Source organism: Amycolatopsis sp. NPDC003676 (genome assembly GCF_053587275.1).
The window spans coordinates 1-21352 of sequence record NZ_JBSFNS010000042.1 but is presented as its reverse complement, the minus strand read 5'-3'; the positions used below and the strand labels follow the sequence as shown (position 1 = coordinate 21352).

Annotated in this window: 23 protein-coding genes and 1 pseudogene; 12 read left to right on the top strand and 12 right to left on the bottom strand. The window is 67.8% G+C overall.

Features of this window, described 5'->3' with window-relative positions:
• Nucleotides 1-6: 6 nt before the first annotated feature.
• The gene (locus tag ACWDNU_RS23960; RefSeq protein WP_344282324.1) at nt 7-531 is read right to left on the bottom strand and encodes a peptidylprolyl isomerase; all 525 of its coding nucleotides are present in this window, start codon (nt 529-531) and stop codon (nt 7-9) included.
• Between the two features lie 206 nt (nt 532-737).
• On the opposite strand from ACWDNU_RS23960, the gene ACWDNU_RS23955 reads away from it, so the two are divergent.
• The gene (locus tag ACWDNU_RS23955; protein WP_370932736.1) at nt 738-1370 is read left to right on the top strand and encodes a hypothetical protein; all 633 of its coding nucleotides are present in this window, start codon (nt 738-740) and stop codon (nt 1368-1370) included.
• A gap of 63 nt (nt 1371-1433) precedes the next feature.
• Here the strand turns inward: ACWDNU_RS23955 and ACWDNU_RS23950 are convergent, their stop codons facing one another.
• Nucleotides 1434-1886 (bottom strand): DUF6918 family protein, encoded by a 453-nt coding sequence (locus tag ACWDNU_RS23950; protein WP_370932737.1) that lies wholly within the window; start codon nt 1884-1886, stop codon nt 1434-1436.
• Between the two features lie 140 nt (nt 1887-2026).
• Nucleotides 2027-2554 carry a DUF2020 domain-containing protein gene (locus tag ACWDNU_RS23945; RefSeq protein ID WP_449670526.1) on the bottom strand — a complete coding sequence of 176 codons (528 nt, stop codon included), beginning with the start codon at nt 2552-2554 and terminating at the stop codon, nt 2027-2029.
• Nucleotides 2555-2649: 95 nt separating this feature from the next.
• Here ACWDNU_RS23945 and ACWDNU_RS23940 point away from each other — a divergent pair, with 95 nt between their 5' ends.
• Complete coding sequence (locus tag ACWDNU_RS23940) at nt 2650-3321, top strand: hypothetical protein (protein ID WP_449670557.1); 672 nt, start codon at nt 2650-2652, stop codon at nt 3319-3321.
• 1 nt (nt 3322) lies between these two features.
• On the top strand, nt 3323-3961 hold the full coding sequence (locus ACWDNU_RS23935) for a pyridoxine/pyridoxamine 5'-phosphate oxidase (RefSeq protein WP_449670525.1): 639 nt from the start codon (nt 3323-3325) through the stop codon (nt 3959-3961).
• On the opposite strand, the gene ACWDNU_RS23930 is transcribed toward ACWDNU_RS23935, so the two are convergent.
• Nucleotides 3958-4842: a hypothetical protein gene (locus ACWDNU_RS23930; RefSeq protein WP_370932740.1), complete on the bottom strand. Its 885-nt coding sequence runs from the start codon at nt 4840-4842 to the stop codon at nt 3958-3960. The two genes, ACWDNU_RS23935 and ACWDNU_RS23930, sit on opposite strands and share 4 nt — an antisense overlap.
• A 107-nt stretch (nt 4843-4949) precedes the next feature.
• Between ACWDNU_RS23930 and ACWDNU_RS23925 the strand changes: the two genes are divergently transcribed.
• From ACWDNU_RS23925 to ACWDNU_RS23915, 3 genes are read left to right on the top strand one after another with little or no spacing between them, the layout of a single operon-like run.
• Complete coding sequence (locus ACWDNU_RS23925; RefSeq protein ID WP_043831515.1) at nt 4950-5393, top strand: helix-turn-helix transcriptional regulator; 444 nt, start codon at nt 4950-4952, stop codon at nt 5391-5393.
• A gap of 10 nt (nt 5394-5403) precedes the next feature.
• Nucleotides 5404-5814 (top strand): VOC family protein, encoded by a 411-nt coding sequence (locus tag ACWDNU_RS23920; RefSeq protein WP_370932741.1) that lies wholly within the window; start codon nt 5404-5406, stop codon nt 5812-5814.
• Nucleotides 5815-5857: 43 nt separating this feature from the next.
• The gene (locus ACWDNU_RS23915) at nt 5858-8236 is read left to right on the top strand and encodes an ATP-binding cassette domain-containing protein (RefSeq protein ID WP_370932742.1); all 2379 of its coding nucleotides are present in this window, start codon (nt 5858-5860) and stop codon (nt 8234-8236) included.
• On the opposite strand, the gene ACWDNU_RS23910 is transcribed toward ACWDNU_RS23915, so the two are convergent.
• Entirely contained in the window at nt 8233-9636 is a 1404-nt protein-coding gene (locus ACWDNU_RS23910) for an amidase (RefSeq protein WP_449670524.1), read from the bottom strand. The two genes, ACWDNU_RS23915 and ACWDNU_RS23910, sit on opposite strands and share 4 nt — an antisense overlap.
• A gap of 101 nt (nt 9637-9737) precedes the next feature.
• Here ACWDNU_RS23910 and ACWDNU_RS23905 point away from each other — a divergent pair, with 101 nt between their 5' ends.
• Nucleotides 9738-10556: a helix-turn-helix domain-containing protein gene (locus ACWDNU_RS23905; RefSeq protein ID WP_449670523.1), complete on the top strand. Its 819-nt coding sequence runs from the start codon at nt 9738-9740 to the stop codon at nt 10554-10556.
• 21 nt (nt 10557-10577) lie between these two features.
• Complete coding sequence (locus ACWDNU_RS23900; RefSeq protein WP_449670522.1) at nt 10578-11777, top strand: glycosyltransferase 87 family protein; 1200 nt, start codon at nt 10578-10580, stop codon at nt 11775-11777.
• On the opposite strand, the gene ACWDNU_RS23895 is transcribed toward ACWDNU_RS23900, so the two are convergent.
• Complete coding sequence (locus ACWDNU_RS23895; RefSeq protein WP_449670521.1) at nt 11759-13813, bottom strand: HelD family protein; 2055 nt, start codon at nt 13811-13813, stop codon at nt 11759-11761. The genes ACWDNU_RS23900 and ACWDNU_RS23895 overlap by 19 nt on opposite strands.
• A gap of 86 nt (nt 13814-13899) precedes the next feature.
• On the opposite strand from ACWDNU_RS23895, the gene ACWDNU_RS23890 reads away from it, so the two are divergent.
• Nucleotides 13900-14544 carry a TetR/AcrR family transcriptional regulator gene (locus ACWDNU_RS23890; protein WP_449670520.1) on the top strand — a complete coding sequence of 215 codons (645 nt, stop codon included), beginning with the start codon at nt 13900-13902 and terminating at the stop codon, nt 14542-14544.
• Here ACWDNU_RS23890 and ACWDNU_RS23885 read toward each other — a convergent pair.
• From ACWDNU_RS23885 to ACWDNU_RS23870, 4 genes and pseudogenes are all read right to left on the bottom strand, one after another.
• Nucleotides 14523-15071 (bottom strand): annotated as a pseudogene (locus tag ACWDNU_RS23885) (GntR family transcriptional regulator); the annotation flags it as partial. The gene ACWDNU_RS23890 and the pseudogene ACWDNU_RS23885 sit on opposite strands and share 22 nt — an antisense overlap.
• Before the next feature lie 91 nt (nt 15072-15162).
• A complete protein-coding gene (locus tag ACWDNU_RS23880) occupies nt 15163-15804 on the bottom strand; it encodes a hypothetical protein (protein ID WP_449670519.1) in 642 nt (213 codons plus the stop codon).
• A gap of 111 nt (nt 15805-15915) precedes the next feature.
• Nucleotides 15916-17010: an alpha/beta hydrolase family protein gene (locus ACWDNU_RS23875; RefSeq protein WP_449670518.1), complete on the bottom strand. Its 1095-nt coding sequence runs from the start codon at nt 17008-17010 to the stop codon at nt 15916-15918.
• Between the two features lie 88 nt (nt 17011-17098).
• A complete protein-coding gene (locus ACWDNU_RS23870; protein WP_449670517.1) occupies nt 17099-17941 on the bottom strand; it encodes an LLM class flavin-dependent oxidoreductase in 843 nt (280 codons plus the stop codon).
• A gap of 55 nt (nt 17942-17996) precedes the next feature.
• On the opposite strand from ACWDNU_RS23870, the gene ACWDNU_RS23865 reads away from it, so the two are divergent.
• Nucleotides 17997-18473 carry a MarR family winged helix-turn-helix transcriptional regulator gene (locus ACWDNU_RS23865; RefSeq protein WP_370932751.1) on the top strand — a complete coding sequence of 159 codons (477 nt, stop codon included), beginning with the start codon at nt 17997-17999 and terminating at the stop codon, nt 18471-18473.
• A 41-nt stretch (nt 18474-18514) separates the two neighbouring features.
• Complete coding sequence (locus ACWDNU_RS23860) at nt 18515-19573, top strand: ankyrin repeat domain-containing protein (protein WP_449670516.1); 1059 nt, start codon at nt 18515-18517, stop codon at nt 19571-19573.
• Here the strand turns inward: ACWDNU_RS23860 and ACWDNU_RS23855 are convergent.
• Nucleotides 19570-20091: a hypothetical protein gene (locus ACWDNU_RS23855; protein ID WP_449670515.1), complete on the bottom strand. Its 522-nt coding sequence runs from the start codon at nt 20089-20091 to the stop codon at nt 19570-19572. The genes ACWDNU_RS23860 and ACWDNU_RS23855 overlap by 4 nt on opposite strands.
• Before the next feature lie 183 nt (nt 20092-20274).
• On the opposite strand from ACWDNU_RS23855, the gene ACWDNU_RS23850 reads away from it, so the two are divergent.
• Nucleotides 20275-20715 (top strand): ester cyclase, encoded by a 441-nt coding sequence (locus ACWDNU_RS23850; RefSeq protein ID WP_449670514.1) that lies wholly within the window; start codon nt 20275-20277, stop codon nt 20713-20715.
• 14 nt (nt 20716-20729) lie between these two features.
• On the opposite strand, the gene ACWDNU_RS23845 is transcribed toward ACWDNU_RS23850, so the two are convergent.
• The coding region (locus ACWDNU_RS23845; protein ID WP_449670513.1) for a hypothetical protein at nt 20730-21352 on the bottom strand (623 nt) is incomplete at its 5' end.

Below are 21352 nucleotides of genomic sequence, written 5' to 3'. Positions count from 1 at the left end.
GGCTCGTCAGTCTTCGACGGTGATCTTCTCGATGACCACGTCGGACAGCGGGCGGTCCGCCGGGCCGGTCGCGCTGGTCGCGATGGCGTCGACGACGTTCCGGGAATCCTGGTCCGCGACCTCGCCGAAGATCGTGTGCCGGAAGTTCAGGTGCGAGGTCGGCGCGACGGTGATGAAGAACTGCGAGCCGTTGGTGCCCGGCCCGGCGTTCGCCATGGCCAGCAGGTACGGCTTGGAGAACTGCAGCTCGGGGTGGAACTCGTCGCCGAACTTGTAGCCGGGGCCGCCGCGGCCGGTGCCCGTCGGGTCACCGCCCTGGATCATGAAGCCGTCGATGACGCGGTGGAAGATCGAGCCGTCGTAGAACGGACCGGAGTTGCCGCCCTTCGCGTTCGGCTGGGTGTACTCCTTGGAGCCGGTGGCCAGCCCCACGAAGTTCGCCACGGTCTTCGGCGCGTGGTCGGGCAGCAGGTTCACGTGGATGTCACCCTGGTTGGTGTGCAGGGTGGCCTTGCGGGCGCTTTCAGTCACGCCGCCATCGTGCCACCCCTTCGCACAAATGGGGGGTTCAGGGGGCCGTCTCGGCCCGTCGCGCTGGACATCGGCCCAGGAAGAAGGCACTTTCCCGAGGTTTCCGATCCGCCTCGAACGGGAAGCCGCAGCGGTGCGGGCGGAAAAAGGGCAGGATAGATGTCAAGCAACAGATCTGTTTCACAACGATTGATGAGGTGAAGACCATGACCCGGGCCGTGGAATCGGTCGGTGAGTCGGCCAAGTCCGGCTCGGCGGACCTGCGGAAGCTGGTCGTCGAGGCGGGCAAGGCGGGCGCGAAGGCCGCCGAGGCCGGCGCGGAGGAGCTGGGGAAGCGGAGCCGCCGGGCCCGCCGCAAGCTGGCGAAGAAGACGGAGCTGACTCGCAAGGAGCTGAAGAAGAGCTCCGCCGCGGCGCGCAAGGAAGCGCTCGCCCGCATCGCCGAGATGAAGAAGCCGGGCCGCAAGGCGAAGAAGGCCGCGATCAAGGCCGCCGCGTCGGCTGGCGAGTCGAAGCGTCGCGGCAAGAAGGACTTCAAGGCGGCGAAGAAGGAGTTCCGCGTCGCGCTGGAGGAGGCGAAGAGCGCGGCCAAGGGCACTCGCAAGCGTCGCCGCTGGCCGTGGATCCTCGGTCTCGGCGCGGTCGCTGTCGGCACCGCCGTCGCGCTGAAGTCGCGTCAGCAGGAGCCGCCGGTCGCCCCGGCGCCGCCGAAGGCCACCCCGCCGGCTCCGCCCGCGAAGCCGGCTCCCGAAGCCAAGGACGCGAAGGACGCCAAGCCGGGCGAGCCCAAGACGAACGGCAAGGCGCCGAGCACGTCGGCTGCGGAGAAGAAGAACTGAACGCGCGAAAAGGGCCCCGGGAAGTGCGTCCCGGGGCCCTTTTTCGTATGTCGCTCAGCCGGTTCAGGCCGCGGCGGCGTGCTTGTCGATCAGCTGGCCGAGACGCGGCAGCGCCTCCTCGACGTTCTTCTTGCCGTTCGGGCGCAGCTTCGAGTAGACCTTCTTGATGCTGTCGCGGCTGCTGCGGTCGGCACGGCTGTCGGTGACCCCGAGCAGCGCGTCCGAAGCCTCGTCCGAGCGGCTGGTCAGGTAGGCGCCGAAGTCGTTGCCGCCCTGGGCGCGGAAGTCGCCGTAGAACGGCTCGAGCGCGCCGGAGAAGTCGTCCAGCAGGCTGTCGATCGCGGACGGGATGATGCCCGGCTTGATCTTCTTGACGGCGGCGAAGCCGGTCTTCACGACCGCGCCGGAGACCCCGCCCTTGTCGGCGACCTCGGCGTCCACGAGCTCCGCGAAGTCGGAGACCACGGTGGGGCGACGGCTCGAGTCAAGCAGGATTTCCTTGAGGGTGTCAGCCACGAATCTGTCCTTGTCGTCGAAAAGGGGTAACCAAGTATGTGGTGCCGGACGGGCACCCGTCGCGCGAGTGTTGGGGGGACTGCGCGTGCTGCTTAGAGTAATACAAGATCAACTTCACTCACCCGTGCGGAGCCCGTTACTCAGAGCTTCAGGGCAGCGATAGCCTTTTTCGCCACTGTGCGTGCTTTGATGCTCTGCTTCTGGTTACTCGTCACGATGACGGCCGCCTCGCCCTTCGCGACGGCGTAGACCACCCCGTCGCCGGACGGCTGGTAGCCGCCCTTCCACCCCGCCGGATCCGAAGCCGGGTTCGAGGTGTCGACCGGCGCGGCCTTGTTGACCAGCGCGGTCGCGACGTCGCTCTTGCCCACGTACACGCGCACGGACAGCTGGAGACTGCCGTCCGGGCGATAGAAGAAGCACGTCGGATGCGGCTCGTCGGCGGACACGCTCACCTTGGTGACGTGCTGCCCGTTCGCGTCCTGCACCGTCTCGTTCGACAGGTACGGGCACTCCGCGGTGCGCGCGGGCTGCGGATCGGGCGGCAGCCCCGCGGAAGCCGACGCGGAACTCGCCGGCGCCGAAGACGGAGTCTCCTTCGCCGGGCTCGACGGATTGCAGCCGGCGAGCAGGACCAGGGCTGGGGCGAGAACGAGAAGTCGGCGCATGGCGCGCACAGTCAACCATGCCCGGTGAAGTCCGTGCGAAGGCGGCGCGTGCGACGATTGCCCCGGATTCCGCTCAGCCCGGGGAGGTCGCGGACGTGCTCACGCCCGAGCAGTACCTGCAGGTGGTCGCCGAACGCGTGGTGCGCAGCGGCGGCAGGCTCAACACCGTCCAGATCGGACCGGTGACGTGCGCGGTCGGCCTGTTCACCGAGTCGATCATGTTGTCCACGATGAACTACTGCGTCGTGGCCGGGGCTTATCCCGAGGTCGACGCGGCGACGCTGCACCAGTTCACCGGCATGGCCACCCAGCACGCCCGCGCCAACGTGCAGGGCACGATCGGCTGGACCGCCGCGTCGGTGGTGATCTGCGGGCTCGTCGGGCGCGTGCACCCGGACGCCGCGCAGCTGGCGAGCGCGAAGACAAGCAACCAGTTCGGCGGCGAAACCCGGATGGTCGCGGTGGATCCGTACGCGGGCGCGACCTACGCGTTCACCGGCGGGAAGCTCTGGGGCGCGGCGATGCACGGCGCGATCAACGCGAAGCTGACGTTCTGTTTCCCGCAGCCCGCCGAAGCTTTCCAGCAGGTGCAGTGGCAGCAGCAACAGGCCGCCTACCAGCAGCCTCCGCAATCGGGTCCCGGCGGTTTCCCCGGGCAGATTCCGCAGGGGCCGATGCCGCAGACTTCTCCCCCGCCCGCCGCGGGCCCGGCCGGGCCGCAGCCGCCGCATTACCCGCCGCCGGGGCAACCGCCGTACGGTCGGTGACATGGTTTCGTTGCGCGGCTGGCAGTCGTTCCCCGAACAGCTCCCGGAATTCGACCCGGACCACACCCCGGAAACACCGGAGGAGCTGTTCCTCGTCTGGCTGACCGAAGCCGGGGAGCACGTGCTGGCCCCGCACGCCGTCACTCTGTCCACAGTGGACGCCGATGGCGCGCCGGACGCTCGCGTGGTCATCCTGAAGAACGTCGACGAGGACGGCTGGGCGGTCGCGACCAGTTCGGAAAGCCCGAAGGGCCAGCAGCTGACCGCGAACCCGCGGGCGGCGCTGACGTTCTTCTGGCCCGGTCGCGGACGCCAGGTGCGCGTGCGCGGTCTGGTGGTCCCGGCCGCGGCCGAGGTGTCCGCCGACGACTTCCTCGCTAGACCGCCTGCGTCGCGGGCCGAGGCGTATGTCGGGCATCAGTCGGAGGTGCTGTCCGACCCGGCGAAGCTGGTCGAAGCCGCCGAGGCGGCCGCGGACTGGGTGGCGGAAAACCCGGACGTGGCACCGGAAACGTGGACGCGCTACCTGATCCAGCCGGAATCGGTGGAGTTCTGGCAGGCCTCGCACGACCGGCGGCACATCCGGGTCCGTTACCGCCGCGAACCCGCGGGCTGGGTTCGCGAACGTCTCTGGCCCTAGAGCCGGGAGTTGGCGCGCAGCTTGGAGATCGCGCCGACGGTGGCGTAGCCGCGCCACTCCAGCGAGGCCATCGGGGAGAAGCTGGCGAAGTCGACCGTCCAGCCGCCGTCGGGCTGCTGGCCCTGTTCCAGCCGGGTCAGGTCCGCCTCGACCGCTTCCGGAGCGAACAGCCGCCGGGACGGGCCGGGCACCGGGCTGAAGTCCAGCGGACGCAGCACCTCGCCCTCGGAGCCGCCCGGCACCGGGACGATTCCGCTCTCCGGCAGGAACTTCCCCAGCTTCGTCAGGAGTTCGTCGGCCTCCGGATACCGGTCGCAGGAGGCATCGAGCAGGTGGATCGCGAAGCTCAGCTCGATGGCGTGCGGCATCTCGTCAAGGTCCCGGATCGCGCGCAGGCACGTCTCGGTCGCCCGCGCGAGCCACGGATGCGCCGCGACCGCCTCGTCGTGTTCGGCGACCCGCCACGCCGCCGACGTGACGAACGCGGTGCTCTGCAACGAGAACGCCGCCGGGTCGGCTCCGGTCCAAAAGGGAGCGCACGCGGTCGGATCGGCGACCGGGAACGCGAACGGCAGCCCGCCGTCGGCGAACGACACCGATTCCAGCCAGTCGCACAACTGCACCGCGTGCGGCGTGGTCACCGGCGCGATGTCGGCGAACATCTCGAACGCGTGCAGCGCGCCACCCGGCTGGCTCTCCGGCGCGCGCAGATCCGGCTCCAGACCCCAGCCGTAGCCGCCGTCCGGATTCCGGTAGGCCGCGACCGCCGCGAGCACCTCTTCGGCTCGTCCATTTCCTTCCAGCAGCTCGAACCGCCGCTGGTCCAGCAACCGGCCGTGCCCGGCGAGGAACGGGGCGACGGCCTCCAATTTCACAGTCACCCGGAAACCGTCGCACGAGCCCGGCGCGAGGGTCTTGAACGAATCGGCCACCAGCCCGAAAGAGCGGATTGCTGGGGCTCGAGCGATCGTCGTGGCACGATTCGGAAGTGACCAGCAAACCGGACGACGCGCAGCGATTGGCCGATCTCGCACGGTTGCGCCGAGTGCGCGACCGGATCGACCGCGAGTACGCGCGTCCCCTGGACGTCGAGGCGCTCGCGCGGAGCATCAACGTGTCCGCCGGGCACCTCAGCCGGCAATTCCGCGCCGCTTACGGAGAGTCGCCGTACTCGTATCTGATGACCCGTCGCATCGAGCGCGCCATGGCGTTGCTGCGCCGAGGCGATCTGAGCGTCACCGAGGTGTGTTTCGAGGTCGGCTTTTCGTCGCTGGGGACGTTCAGTACGCGGTTTACCGAGCTGGTCGGGAAGCCGCCAAGCGTTTACCGCCAGGAGGAGACCGGAGCGACCGAAGGCATGGCGCCGTGCGTCGCGAAACAGGTCACGCGACCGATCAGGAATCGAGAAGCACCCCGTTCGGCGCGAACCTAGTGTGATCGGCATGGAGATGACCATTCACGCGAGCTTCCTCCCGCACACCGATCCGGAAGCGACGCTGACCTTCTACCGCGACGTCCTCGGCTTCGAGGTGCGCAACAACGTCAAGTACGGCGACATGGCCTGGATTACCGTCGGCCCGCCCGGACAGCCGGACACCTCGGTCGTGCTGCAGCCGGTCGCCGCGTTCCCCGGCCTCACCGACGACGAACGCCGGATGATCGCCGACATGATGGCCAAGGGCACCTACGCCGCGCTGAACCTGGCCACCAAGGACGTCGACGCGACCTTCAACCGGCTGCAGGCCAGCGACGCCGAGGTCGTGCAGGAGCCGACGGACCAGCCCTACGGCGTCCGCGACTGCTCCTTCCGCGACCCGGCCGGGAACCTGATCCGCATCCAGCAAGCGAGCTGAAGAAGTCCGAGCCGGACCTCTGGGGAAAGAAACAGGAGAGACGATGACGAAGGCCAAGGGGAAGCCCGCGCCGGAGCACGCCGCAGACAGCCATGACCTGATCCGAGTGCAGGGCGCCCGCGTGAACAACCTCAAGGACGTCAGCGTCGAACTCCCGAAGCGCCGGCTGACGGTGTTCACCGGGGTGTCCGGCTCGGGCAAAAGCTCGCTCGTGTTCAGCACGATCGCGGCCGAATCGCAGCGGCTGATCAACGAGACCTACAGCAGTTTCGTGCAGGGCTTCATGCCGACGCTGGCCCGCCCCGAGGTCGACGTGCTCGACGGGCTGACCACCGCGATCATCGTCGACCAGCAGCGGATGGGGGCCGATCCGCGCTCGACGGTCGGCACCGCCACCGACGCCAACGCGATGCTGCGGATCCTGTTCAGCAGGCTCGCCGTGCCGCACATCGGGTCGTCGCAGGCGTTCTCGTTCAACGTCGCGTCGATCAGCGGCGCGGGCGCGGTCACCGTGAAGCGCGCCGGCAAGGAGATCAAGGAGCGGCGCAGCTTCAGCATCACCGGCGGCATGTGCGCCCGCTGCGAGGGCCGCGGTTCGATCAACGACATCGACCTTTCCCAGCTGTACGACGACACCAAGTCTCTCGACGACGGCGCGCTCACCATCCCCGGCTACACCCCGGGCGGCTGGAACTACCGGCTCTACAGCGGTTCCGGGCTGGTCGACCCGACCAAGCCGATCCGCAAGTACACGAAGCGCGAACTGCAGGACTTCCTGTACAAGGAACCGACGCGGATGAAGATCGAAGGCATCAACATGACCTACGAGGGTCTGGTGCCGAGGATCCAGAAGTCGTATCTGTCCAAGGACGTCGAGGCGATGCAGCCGCACATCCGCGCGTTCGTGGACCGGGCGGTCACCTTCGCGACGTGCCCGGAATGCGACGGGACGCGGCTGAGCGAGCTGGCGCGCTCGGCCAAGATCGACGGGATGAGCATCGCCGACGTGTGCGCGATGCAGATCAGCGATCTCGCCGATTGGGTCGGGAAACTGTCCGAACCGTCGGTCGCGCCGTTGCTGAAGTCGCTGCACGAGACGCTCGAATCGTTTGTCGAGATCGGGCTCGGCTACCTGTCGCTCGACCGGCCGGCGGGCACGCTGTCCGGCGGCGAGGCGCAGCGGGTGAAGATGGTCCGGCATCTCGGATCGTCGCTTACGGACGTCACGTATGTCTTCGACGAGCCCACCATCGGCCTGCACCCGCACGACATCCAGCGGATGAACGACCTGCTGCTCCGGTTGCGGGACAAGGGAAACACCGTCCTCGTCGTGGAGCACAAGCCGGAGGCGATCGCGATCGCCGACCACGTCGTCGACCTCGGGCCGGGCGCGGGCACGAACGGCGGCACGGTGTGTTTCGAGGGCACTGTGGACGGTCTGCGCGCGAGCAAGACGTTGACCGGCAAGCACTTGGACGACCGTGCCTCGCTCAAGCCGTCGGTGCGGGAGCGCACGGGCGTGCTGGAAATCCGCGGCGCGAACACGCACAACCTGCAGGACGTCGACGTCGACATCCCGCTTGGCGTGCTGTGCGTGATCACCGGTGTTGCCGGATCGGGCAAGAGCTCGCTGATCCACGGGTCGATCCGGGAGTCCGACGACGTCGTGTCCGTGGACCAGGCCCCGATCCGCGGTTCGCGGCGGAGCAACCCAGCGACGTACACCGGGCTGCTCGAACCGATCCGCAAGGCTTTCGCCAAGGCCAACAACGTGAAGCCCGCGCTGTTCAGCGCCAACTCCGAGGGCGCGTGCCCGAACTGCAACGGAAACGGCGTCATCTACACCGACCTCGGGATGATGGCCGGAGTGGCCACCACCTGCGAGGTCTGCGAGGGCAAGCGGTTCGACGCCTCGGTGCTGGAGTACCACTTCGGCGGACGGGACATCAGCGAGGTGCTCGCGATGTCGGTCGCCCAGGCCACCGCTTTCTTCGCCGAGGGCGACGCGAAAACCCCGGCCGCGCACCGGATTCTCGAACGGATGGAGCAGGTCGGGCTCGGTTACCTGACCCTCGGCCAGCCGCTGACCACACTGTCCGGCGGCGAGCGGCAGCGGCTGAAGCTGGCGACGCACATGGGGTCGAACGGCGGCGTGTACATCCTCGACGAACCGACCACCGGCCTGCACCTCGCCGACGTGGAACAGCTGCTCGGACTGCTGGACCACCTCGTCGAATCGGGCAAGTCGGTGATCGTCATCGAGCACCACCAGGCCGTAATGGCGCACGCGGACTGGATCATCGACCTCGGTCCCGGCGCCGGGCACGACGGCGGCCAGGTGGTCTTCGAGGGGACGCCCGCCGAACTGGTGAAGAAGAAGCGGACGCTGACCGGGAAGCACCTGGCCGCCTACGTCGGCTAGCTGAGATCGAGCGGCGGCCGCCGGTCCGTCCAGGGCAGCGCTTGCTCCAGCGTGCGGGAGACCTGCAACAACAGGTCCTCCCGCCAGGGCGCGGCGACCAACTGGACGCCGACCGGCAGGCCGCTGGCCTCGTCGTGGTGCAGCGGGAGGGAGATCGCCGGCTGGCCGGTCACGTTGAACAACGACGTGAAGACGCCCATCGGGTACGCGGCCACCACGGGGTTTCCGCTCGCTCGCCACGCGCCGACCTTCGGCGGCAGGCAGGCCATGGTCGGCGTGACCAGCAGGTCGAAGCTGTCGGTGAAGGCCTCGACAATGCGTCGTGACAGCACCTGGGTCTTGTGCACGCTCTCCGCGTAAGTCCAGGAATCGACCGACTTCGCGGCTTCGCGCTGGGCCCGGTTGTGCGGTTCGATGCGGTCCGGGTCGACCACCGGTACGCCTGCGCTGGCGACGTTCCAGACCTTCATGAACGTCGAGATCAGCTCCTCGGACGTCGGCAGCGGAAGCGGTTTGTCGACGATCTGGTGTCCGGCTTCTTCGAGCGCACGGAGGGTTTTGTCGACCGCGGTCAGGCACGCCGGGTCGACGGTGATGCCGTCGATCAGCGAGGTAGTGAGGACGCCGATCCGCAGGCCCTCCGGCGGTTCTTCGGTTAGCGCATGCGCAAGGGACCGCGTGGGCGTTGGCTGCGACCACCACGCACCGGGGTCGTGCCGCGCGATGACGTCCAGCACCGCGGCGGTGTCGGCGAGCGTCCGGCTGACGACGCCGCTGGTCGCGAAGCCTTCGACCTCCACCACGGCGTTCGTGATCAGGCCGCGGGTCGATTTCAGCCCGACAAGACCGGTGCACGACGCCGGGATGCGGATCGATCCGCCGCCGTCCTCCGCGTGCGCGACCGGAGCCATTCCGGCGATGACGGAGATCCCCGCGCCGCTGGACGAACCGCCGGGCGTGCGATCCGGGTCCCACGGATTGCGCGAGATGCCCTGCGCCTCGCTTTCGGTGAACGGCACCGCGCCGAATTCCGACGTCGTGGTCTTGCCGAGCGGGAGGAAACCGGCGTCGACGAACCGCCGCACCAGCGGATCCGACTTCGGCTGCGGGGACCGGTCGGTGGCCAGCGAGCCGTAGGCGGTCGGCCAGCCTTGGACGTTGGCGAGATCCTTGATCGGCAACGGGATCCCGTGGAACGGCGGCAGGTCCTCCGGCGGGCACTGGACCACGGCGTCGGCGGCGGCTTTCGCGGCGGCGCGGACCTCGTCGTCGGCGCGGAAGCAGAAGGCGTTGAACTTCGGGTCCAGCGCGGCGATGCGGTCGAGATAGCAGTCGGCGATTTCGACCGGGCTCACCTCCTTCGCGCGGATGGCGGCGGCGAGTTCAACAGCGGAATTCATCATCACGGATCCCCTTTCCGGTACCCGTTCAGCCTGGTCGGGGCAGCGGCCGGCGGTCTTGGAGAAATGTCGCGCTGCCGGTTTTCTTCTACGCTGGCGGTATGCGACCAGCCGAATGGGCTCGCGACGGGGCGGCGGTGTGGGGCATCGCCGTGCCGTCCCGGCCGCTCCGGTTGCCCGGGGTGCAGATGGCCGGATTCGTCGGCGACACCGTCGATTTGATCGATTTGACGGTGGTCCCGTACCCAGCGGTCACGATGTTCGTCAATCTCCGCGAAGGGCTGTTCGTCAACGGGGTGGCGCGCGGCAGCGCCGTCACCGGCATCGCACCGCGAGAGATGCGTGTGCGCGGGCAGAACATCGAATGCGTGCAGATCCGGCTGTCCCCCGAGGTCGCGCACGCCGTACTCGGCACGGATCTGACCGGCGAGATCGTCCCGCTCGAGGACGTCTGGCCTGCTGGGCTTCCTGACCGGCTGCGCGCACTCGACTCCTGGAACGACCGGTTCGCGCTGGTGGAAGCCACGCTGGGCAAGCGATACGAGGCCGGTCGCACGGTCGATCCGGAGGTCGCCTTCGCCTGGCAGCGAATGGACGCACACCACGGCCGGGTGCGGATCGAGCAGCTGGCCGACGAGACCGGATGGAGCCGGAAACGGCTGTGGTCCCGCTTCCGCACCCAGCTCGGGCTCAGCCCGAAGCGCGCCGCGCAACTGGTCCGGTTCGACCACGCGGTGCACCGGCTCGCCGCCGGGGAAAGCCCCGCGTTGGTGGCCGCCGAGAGCGGATATGTCGACCAGTCGCACCTGCACCACGAGGTGAAAGCTTTCGCCGGAGTCACCCCCGCGGCCGCCGCGAGCGCGCCGTGGCTCGCGGTCGACGAAGTGGCCTGGTCCCGCCCCCGCTGCGCGAACGGGTGATCGCACCGGCATGATCGCGGAGTGACTTCCCTCCGGCCCCCCGCTGTCGCGCTGCGCCGGTGGCTAGACGACGTCGGCGGCCGCCGTCGAACGGTGTTCGCGCTGGTCATCGCCTCAGTGGCAGTGGCGGCGACGATACTGTGGCTCGTCTGCACGATGTGGCCGCTCGACCTGGAGATCTACCGTTCCGGTGCGCGGGCGCTGGCCCAGGGCGAGGACGTCTACGGCCCGCTCCCGCCGACCCGCGCCGGGCTGATCCTGCCGTTCATCTACCCACCGTTCGCGGCTGTGGTGTTCCTGGTGTTCGCCGCGATGCCGTTGCCGCTGGGCGCGATCCTGATGCTCGCCGTCTCGCTCGCGGCGCTCTGCGGGACCGTCTACGTCGTGGTCCGGCCGCATGCCCGGCGGCGCACCGCGTTGCTGGCCGCGCTGGTGGTCGGTGCCGGGTCGCTGGCCTTCGAACCGGTCCGCGAAACGTTGTGGTTCGGGCAAATCAACCTGATCCTGATGGCGCTCGTGGTGATCGACTGCCTCGGCCCGCGGACCCGGCTGCCGCGCGGCGTCCTGCTGGGTCTCGCTGCCGCCATGAAGATCACTCCGGCCGGGTTCCTGCTGTTCTTCCTGTTGAAGAAGGACTTCCGCGCGGTCGTGACCACGGTGGTCACGTTCGTGCTCGCCGGCGTGGCCGGGTTCGTGATCGCGCCGGAAGCGTCGATGAAGTACTGGTTCGGCGGCGGGCTGACCGGCGCGTCCGGGATGAGCGGGTCGATTTTCGCGACAAACCAGACCATCCAGGGCGCGGTGCACCGGTTCGGACTTCCGGACACCCCGACGCTGATCCTGGTCGCAGTGCTGACTTTGGCCGCGCTCGCGCTGACCATTCCCGCGATGCTGCGTGCCGACCCGCCGATGGCTTTCTTGCTCAATACGGCGGCGATCCTGGTGTGCTCGCCGATTTCGTGGTCGCACCACTGGGTGTGGATCGTGCCCGCGATCGTGCTGTTCGCCGCCCGCGCCCACACTCGGCTCGCCATCGCCGGTTTGGCTGCAGCGGCCGCGATTTTCGTGATCGCACCGCACTCGTGGCTGCCGAAGAACGGTTACCTGGAGCTGTCCTGGGGCCCGCTCGAGCACCTGATCGGCAACAGCTATTTGCTGCTGGCGCTGGGATTCCTCGGCTGGCAGTTCTCCACCACGCGCCGTCAAACCGCCGCAGTCTGAGCCAGCAACGGCTCCGGAAGCCGGTCGGTGTGGAGGACGTGCAACGTACTGACCGCGCGGGTGAGCGCGACGTACAACCGTTGCAGCCCACGCTCTTCCGCCGCCACAATGCGCGCCGGTTCGACCACCAGGACCGTGTCGTACTCCAGTCCCTTCGCCAAACTCACCGGCGCCACCGTGATCCGCGCGGTTCCCCCGGTACCCAACACCGCGTGGTCCAACCCGCGCTCGGCGAGGGCCTGGCTTAGCTCCGGAACATCCGCGTCCGCCGCCAACAACCCGATCGACCCTTCTTGGACCAGCGCCTTCGCACAAGCATCGACCGCGGCGGCAACCGTCTCGTCCGTCTCGGTCAGGTGCAAGGCATCCGCGGAATGCCGGAACGATGTGGGACTGCGCAGCTCCGGCGCGATGTGCGGAAGCAGCCGAGCCGCGAAGTCGAGGACATCCGCCGGAACGCGGTAGCCGTGCGTGAGCTCCTCGATCCGCCCGCCGGGCCGCTCAAGATGAGCTAAAACGCTGGTCCACTCGCGGACCGCGGACGGACTGGTCGCCTGCGCGACGTCGCCGAGAACCGTGCACGCCCCCGCCAACCTGCGCGCGATCGCCCGCAGATGCATCGGGCTGAGGTCTTGCGCCTCGTCCACCACGACGTGCCCGAGTTTCGCCGGACGCTCGACCAGCGCCGAGACCTCGTCCAGCAACGCCAGATCGAGCGTCGACCAGGTCATCGCCTTACGACTGCGCGGCCTTGGCCGGATTAGCGCTTCCTGCTCCTCATCGGTCAGGATCCCTTCGGCCGCTTGAGCAAGCGTTGTTCGGTCCGTAAGCAAGTCGTGCACCAACCGGGCCGGCTCGACCGCAGGCCACATGTCACGGACCGCTTTGTTGATCGCGGCGTTGCGACGAAGCTGATGGAGTGTCGCGCTCGTGCCGCCGGACCGCTCCATCTCGCGCAAGACCCGATGCGCGAGCCGCTGGGCCAGCAATTCGCGCCCCGCGCTGTAATCCGCGCCGCGACTGAGGATTTCCCTTAGTTCCTCGGCGATGTCCTCGGGATACAACCGCCAGGTCCGGTGCTGATACTTGACTTCGAGCGTCCGATCGACCGGCTGGATCCGCGCCCACAGATGCTTCCGAACGACCTCCGCCATCCGGACGTCACCTTTGATCCGCGCCGTCCGCGGCTCGTCGACATGCTCGGCCGGCTGGCCCGCCCCGGTCAATTCGTCAATCGTGGCCTGGGAAACCGCCACCTCGCCCAGCGCCGGAAGGACGCCCGCGATGTAAGCGAGAAACGACCGGTTCGGCCCGATCACCGCGACCCCGCCGGCCTTCTGCAACCGCACCCGCTCGGTGTAGAGCAGATACGCGAGCCGATGCAGACCCACTGCGGTCTTGCCCGTCCCCGGCGCGCCTTGGATACAGAGCGTCCGATCGACCGGCGCCCGAACCAGCCGCATCTGATCCGGCTGAATCGTGGCGACGATGTCCCGCATCGGCCCCTGCCGAGGCCGCTCGATCTCCGCGGTGAGCAGCCGATTCGCGGAGGAACCGGGCCGATCGAGCGGCTCGTCCTCGAACGCGCTGAGCACTCCCGTCTGGTCGAACCCGTACCGCCGCCGGACCCGCACCCCCATCGGATGATCGTGATCAGCTTCGTAAAACGCCCTGGCCAACGGCGCCCGCCAATCGATCACCAGCGGTTCGCCGTCGTCGTCGCGGATTCCTCTGCGCCCCAGGTAAACCAGGTCATGCTGCGGCGACCGAGTATGCGACCCGCGCGCCGCCTCGTAGACCTCGCCCGGTGGGTAATCGAGGCGGCCGAAGAAGAGCGGCGCCTCGTCAATATCCGCTAGCTCCTCGGCGATCTCGGTGCGAAACTGCCTGAGGACGTGGTTGAAGTACTTGTCGTCGACCGCGTCGCCCTCGCCCATCCCCGTCGCGATGGCGGTCTTGATCTCCTCCCGCATGCGGTCCAGTTCTGCGTGACAGGCCTGGAGATACTCGCGCTCCGCCCGGATCTCTGGTTCCACTCCCCGCCCCCTGTTTCTTGACTAGGTTAAATATACAACTGAGTCAAGTTTTTATCCGGGTTCGAGTTCCGGCTAGGCTGACGCCCGTGTCAGGACTGCGCGAGCGCAAACGCCGCCGCACGAGGGAAACCATCGCCTCGGCGGCGCTGCGACTGTTCCGGGAATCCGGCTTCGACGGGGTCTCGGTAGCCGACATCGCGGCGGAGGCCGAGATCTCGAAGCCGACGCTGTTCGCGTACTTCCCGACGAAGGAAGACCTGGTCATCCACCAGTTCGCCGACGACAACGGCCCCGCGGAAATCGTCCGCACGCGGCCGGACGGAGTGTCGGCCCTGTCTGCCTTGGAACGGTCTTTCCTGGACCGCCTGGCCGAACACGACCCGCTGACCGGCCTGAACGACTCGCCGGACGCGATCACGTGCCACACCCTGCTGTACTCCACGCCAGCGCTGTTGGCTCGGCTGGCCACTTACTTGCTGGCGGAGGAGCAGGAGCTGGTGGAGGAGCTGCAGGCTTCGTGCGGCGTCGAAGACGAGTTCACCGCGCGGTTGGTGGCGGCGCAGATCTTCGGGGCGCAGCGGATCCTGGGTTTTCACAATGCCCGGGAGATCCGTGGTGGTCGGAGTGCTGATGAGACTTACCCGGACGCTGTCGAGCGAGCGGAGGCGGCTTACCGGGTGTTGCGGGAGGGGCTGTCTTCGGTGCTGGGTCAGTCCGCGGGCCAATCGTAGGAGAGCTGGTAGCGGTCAGCGGCGAGGACCATGTCGTTGACTTCCAGCGGTAGGCCGTCCTCGCCGCTGACGACCCGCGTCACCGTCAGGACAGGCGTTCCTTCGGCGAGACACAGAATCGCCGCCTCGTCCGGGGTCGGCATCCGCGCACCGACGTGCTCGGCGATTGATCCGAGCGGATGACCAGCCTCTTCGAGCCGCGCATAGGTGCCGCCGGGACCAGTGTCGACCTCCTCGATCGCAGTGCCGCGCGTCAGCTCGCGCGAGAGCCGGGACACCGAGAGCTGAACCGGCTGTCCGTCCGCTCGCATGACCCGATCTCGCACCGTGGTTTCGGTGCCTTCGTCAATAGCGAGATGCTGTGCCACTCGAGCGTCCGCCTGCTCGAACCGGACCTCCACCGACGCGGACGGAACGAATCCGCTGGCCTCGGCGTCCGCGAGAAACGCGCCCCGGTTCTCCGCCCGGGCCGTGCGCGACAGTCTGGCCTTGGAGCTGCGATGGATGGCGTCGGCGGGCTGGACGAAATCGGCCATGTACCCATCTTCGCCTTGCTGCCCGCCGCGCGAAAAGGGCCAGGCCCCGGAAGGCCTGGCCCTACTTCCTCAGCGGCGCAGCTCAGTTCTGGTCCGGATTGTCGATCGGCGCCCCGTTGTACCCAGTCCCCTGCTCCTGCGCGTTCGGCGGGTCCACCGGCACCCCGTTGTAGCCGGTCCCCTGGCCCTGCGCCGTGGGCGGGTCAATCGGAGTGCCGTGGTACCCCGTCCCCTGCTCCTGCGGGTCCGGCGTGTTCTCGTCCTTCGGCGGAGTCGTGTGCATCTTGAGACCGTCCTTCGCGCAACGGATCTCGTGCGTGCCCTCCGCGCCGGTGTCGGTCAGGCATTGCCAGCCCTGCACCGTCAGCATGTAGTTCGCCCCGACAGCCTTGTCGATATTGTCGAAGTATTCGGTAATAACGTTGAACGCCTCGGTGCATCCGACGGTACCGGCTTTGGTTGCGTCCGCGATCAAATCAACCTTGCGCGGTCCGACAGTTCCGCCGTGCGCACTGCAATTGACGTCCTCCGAGCTGGCCCCGCCGCCACCGCTGCCGCCCTTTTTGACTGGCGTGTTCGGCTGCTGGACCTGGCTTTTCGCCGCGACGTTGACCGGGGCGGATTGGTTGCTCGCCGGGGCTGCCGAATTTTGGCCGGAGCACGCGGAAAGCAGCGCGACCGCGCCGAGAGCCGCTCCGACGGTGGCCAATTTGACAGTCTTCATGAGCATTTCAATTCTCCCCTGACCAGCTCTTGGCTTTCCCTTTGCCTATAGAGACGCACACCGCCGGAGGGGGTTGCGAAGAAATTCCGCGGACTTCCCGGGAAGAGAAACTCAGCCCCAAAACCGCACTTCAGGGAACTGCGGCGACGGGCCGTCCAGCAGCCGCTGGGGCACCCCGCGCAGATGCTCGTCGAGGAACGCCGTCAGATACGCCTCGCCGACCCGGATCCCCCGCAACGGATCGATCTCGACCCCCGGCAGCGGCACCCCCGCCTGTTGGAAGAGCAGCAGTTCATCGGTGAACATGCTGTGGTCGCCATGGTCGACGGTGATCCACCGCTTCCACCCGGTCATCTCGCGCCAAGCCGCGTCCCACGAAGGATCGACCGTCCCGCCCGGCTGATGCACCGGTGCCCCGAACTGCAGAAACGGCCGATCCAGCCCGGTCACCGGGAAGTAGTACATGCCGTCGAGCATCGCCCCGGCGCGGATCCGCCGGTCGGCCAGCATCGCCGGTGCCGTGCTGGCTCCGCCGATCGAATGCCCGATCATCGCGATCCGCCGCTCGTCGATCAGCCGTCCGCCGCCCCACACCGGATGCGGCCCGACGAACTGATCGAGCACGAACGACACGTCCGCCGCCCGGGTTTTGACGAGCTTCTTCCAGTCCTTGATCTTATCTGCCACGCATTCCGTCGTGTGCCCGTCCGGGAAGGTGGTCGCGGTCGCCTCGTAGTTGTGGCCGATGCCCGCAACGACGTACCCGCGACTGGCCAGCTCCTCCGCCAGCGACGACAACGTCGCGCGCGGCAACGTGAACCCCGGCGAAAGCACCACCAACGGCATCCGCCGGAACTGCGGCAGAGCGTCCACAGTGGAATGAGTACGAACCTTCGTCAGCAGGTCCTTGGGCAGCGACTTCACACCCGCCGCCGCCACCATCAGCTCCGATTCCCGCTGTGTGAGGTACTGCGTGGCCCGCCATCCCGGAAACTGCGCCGGGTACCACAGCGTGACCATCATTTCCCGCCGCTCCGAAGGAACCCACGGATCCGCGCGGGAAGTATCGGTGAAGTGGAAGGTGGTAGTCCCGACCGGACTTGCCCCGCCCGGCCGCGGCAACGCCAATCTTGGTGCCGCCTGCGCGGTCCCCGCCCCGACCACGACGAGCATCGCCGCGAGGATCGCAATTACGCGTAGTCTCATGACTTCAGCTTGGAGCCGCCCGACACCGGGAACATCGGTGATATCCCGGATGAGCCCCCGATCTCGAAGTCATCTTCCTGGACGATGGTCAGCCGACAACGTCCGCCAGCCGAGCGACCTCGGCCACGTCATCCGTCACCGGCACGAAGATCAACTCGTCCACGCCCAGCTCAGCGAAATCCGCAATAGACTTCCGCACCAGCTCCGGAGTCGAGCAAGGCACCACACTGTCCGCGACTTCCTTCGGAGCCAACCGATAGAAGTCCCGCACATTCGCCAACCCAGCGTCGACGTCGCCCAAAACGAAGTAGGCCAACGAAACCAACCGCGGCGTCCCGTCTCGACCGCCCTCGCTCCAGGCACGTTTCGCCGCTTCGAAGCGAGGCGCGCTAGCCGCCACCGAGCCCGAACCGGCGATGTAACCCGTGCCCCACCGCACCATTCGCTGCAACGCCTGCTCGGTATAGCCGCCGAACAGCATCGGCACCTGACGCGTCCCGCTCGGTACCGCCGCGTTCTCCCCGACCGGTTTGCCGCCCCACACCTCGCGGTAAATCTCCAAGTCGGCATCGAACCGCGCCCCGCGACCACGCGCCCCAAGCCCCGGCACGGTGAACTCCTCCTCCCGAAGCCCCACCCCGACGCCGAACGTCAGCCGGTGCCCGGAAACGCCGTCGATACTCGCGATTTCCTTGGCCAGCAACGCAGCCGGCCACGTCGGCGCGAGCAACACGCCGCTCAACAGCCCGATCCGCTCCGTCGCCCCAGCCGCGGCCGCCAGCGCAACCGTGTCGCTCACGCCCGGATACGCGTACCGGCCGATCGTCGCCAGCGAAGAAAAGCCCGCCTCCTCCGCCCGCGCCGCCCACCGCGGCACGACCGCGGGGTCGACGTCGCGCACTTGATTCGGAAGTCCTATGCCGATCCGCACCAGATGATCCTCTCGAGCAGTTGCATCACTCAGCACTAAATGACAGCATGCTGTCATGTCCGACAAGCTAGCGATACGACAGCATGCTGTCAAGAAAGCCTGCGATGCCTACAACGACCTGATGGACGAGGTCATCCGGCTCTCCGACGTCCTGGAAGCAGTCGGCAACGGCATCGCCCGCCCCACCGGCCTGAGCGTCGCGCGGTACCAAGTGCTGGCCGCGGTCGAAGCGGAACCCGCTCCGGTCGGGACCATCGCCACGCAGTTGGGCCACACGAGGCAGAGCGTCCAACGAGTCGCCGATCTGCTGGTCGACGACGACCTGGCCAGCTACCGTCCGAATCCCGCGCACCAACGCGCCAAACTGCTCGAAGTCACCCCGACCGGCCTTGCCGCTTTGCACCGAATGCAAGCGGCGTACGAAGACCTGGCCCTGCGCACCACCGACGGCCTGGACCTGGAACGGCTGGAATTGGCCCGGCAGACGCTGATCGAACTGCAGCACCGATTGAAGTCCGAACTGCCCTCCTGATCACTAAGCTGGCGACTCCGGATGCCAAGGAGAAACCGCCGATGCGCAAGCGAAAGACGCTGCCGAAGAACTTCGACGAGATGCTGACGTCCGCGTCGCTCGCCGAACTCCAGGCGGTGTTCGAACGCACTGAACTGGACGCTCGCGGCGGATACGGCAAGGACACGGCGATCGGATACCTCGACTGCCCGGACGAACTCATCGTCTGGCTAGTCGAGCAAGGCCTCGACGTAGACGCGGCGAACCAGTACGGCGAAACTCCACTGTGGACACGTGCCGCGAGAGGCCAAGCAGCGCAGATCCCGCTGCTGCTTTCCCTCGGCGCTGACCTCGAACGGCCACGCCGCTACAGCGGCACCCCGCTGCACGGCGCGGCCAGCCGGCAGCGGCCGGAAACCGTGCGGGTACTGATCGAACACGGCGCGAATGTCCACGCCACGATCGACGGCAAGCCGAATCTCACGCCGCTCCTGTTCGGCCTGCGGCAGACCGAGAACATCGGGATCGCGGGCATGGCTGAAACCGCCGCGCTTCTCCTCGACGCCGGCGCGCCCGTGCCGGACGAGGCGGGAGAGCTGGTCCGCCGGATCGGTGCCAATTTCGAGTTCCACCGCAAGGGCTTCAACCGCGACTTCCTCGACGAGACCGACGCCGGACTGCGGGAGTTGTACCGCCTGTTCGACGTCGAACCAGTCCCGCCGCGGCTGATCCACGACGGAACCTCCCCGATCACGGTGCCCGACGGCTCCTGGCAGAAGCAGCACGAGCACCTGTGGGAACTGCTCGTGCCGTCCTCGGGCGCGGCGGAAACCGTGCAGGGAGAAGCGATCCGCGTAACCGGAAAAGTCGCTCGCGAGATCCTCGACAACGGCAGCGGGAACTGGGACCGATCCTTCCGCGCGATGGCCGACGCGCTCCCCGGCTACTTCGCGTCGGGCACCCCGCTGCCTGAACTTCAAGAAGCACAGGCGCTCGCCAAGCGCATCCGCTCCGGCAACGGAACCGACGAAGAACTGGCCCGGCTGTCCGAACTCGCCGTCGCGTGGGTCCGGCTCAACCCGACGCCGTTGCCGATGGCTTCGCCCCAGTACCACCGCTAGCCGGACAGCACCGCGACAAACTGGTTGGCCAGCCACCGTTCGAAGGCTGCCGAGGTCCAGCCGCAGCGCCGGACCAGCCGGTCGTACACCTCGGGCGCGGTCAGTGTCCAGACGGCGTCGACCGCCTCGTCGAATCTGTCCGGCGACAGGTGTCCGCGTTCGGCGAGGCCGCGCAGGCTGTGCGTGTTGCCCTTTCGGCGTTCGGAGTCGATGGTCGCCACGAAGGCCTCCAGCAGCTTGTCGCCACCGGGACCGTGTGCGACCAGCACACCGAGCAGCGGCCCGACCCGGTCGGAGATCGCCCGCACCCAAGCGGCGTAAGCAGCCGCGTAAGACGGCACGTCAGTCGCCTCGGCCACTCGGCGAAACTCGGGTCGCGCGCTCATCGGAGTCTGGTCCTCGTCGCCGGCGAGCATGACGTCGTAGACCGCCTTGATGACTTCGGCCTTGCCGCCGACGGAGTTGTACACCGTCTGTGGACTCACCCCCGCCGCTTCGGCGAGGCCGGTGATCGTCATGCCCGCATAGCCTCCACCGCCGAGAAGCAAGCCACGCGCCGTCCGAACGATGTGCGCGCGGGTGGCCTGGGCTTTCTCCTCCCGCTGCGGGGCACTGTACTGCCTTGCCACAGCCCTCCCATTCCGCTAGATTCTCATTCCACTGGATTTGGGTTCCAGCCAAGTTCGAAGAGGAGCATAGCCATGACCAACCCAGCACGCACCGCCGCCCTTGCCGTGTTCGACGCGATCAACACCGGAGACCTGTCCGTCCTGGACGACCTGGTCACCCCGGACTTCGTCGACCACGGGTCGCCGTTCCCGCTGCCGCCCGGCCCGGCCGGCTACCGGCAAATCCTCACCTTCGTGCACCACGTCCTGAACATCCGCTACGCCATCGACGACATCTTCGACACGGATGAGCGCGTCGTGGTCCGCGCGACTGCGAGCGGAACCGCCGTCGATGCGGTGCACGGCGCGGGCACCGGGGGAAAGCCGTACCAGATGACGACGGTGCACATTTACCGCACCGAAGGCGCTTTGCTGGCCGAGCACTGGGGCGTCCGCGACGAACTCGGCGCCCGGATCCAACTTGGCGCGCTTCCCGCTCCCGACCCGGCCGCCTTCGCTCCGCAAAGTGCCTGAGCGAGTCACCAGGATCAGGCTGGCGCCTTCGCGGACAGTCCGCGCACCACCTGATAGCGCCGAAACCCGCTGCCGCGAACTCCCGGAAACTCCAGCACCTTCCGCCATTCGTCAGACGCTCCGACCGTCCCCTGTCCGGACCGCGCCAATGCGTCGCGATGCGACTGTTCGTCAGTCCACTCCGCATAGTTGAGGACCCTGGTCCCGTCGGTGCTGACATGGAAATGCCCGGATATCCCGCCCGGTGCGGGCTTGTCCTCGCTGGCCAACGCTCCGAACACCGTGTCGACCCAACGCTTCTGCCGCTGCGCATCGGCACCGGCGAACTCGACGCTCACCACGACAACGCATCCCGGAACCACCGAGTCGTCCCGATTTCCGCTGCGGTACAACCGGTATTCCACGGGATCGCCTCCAGAAATCCGCCGCACGAACCCGGGGTCGGCTCCTCCCTCCGTCCACTGGGTGTAGACCAGCGACGCCTCGCCATCGGTACTGGCCAACGCGTTGAACGAGATCAACCCGGCAGGCCACGAATCTTTTTCCAGCCGCGCAAGCACATCCGCCGCCTCGACGGTCGTTTCGGCAACCAGCACAGCATCGACGTCCGGGCGCGCGAAGTCGGGCCGCGCGACGT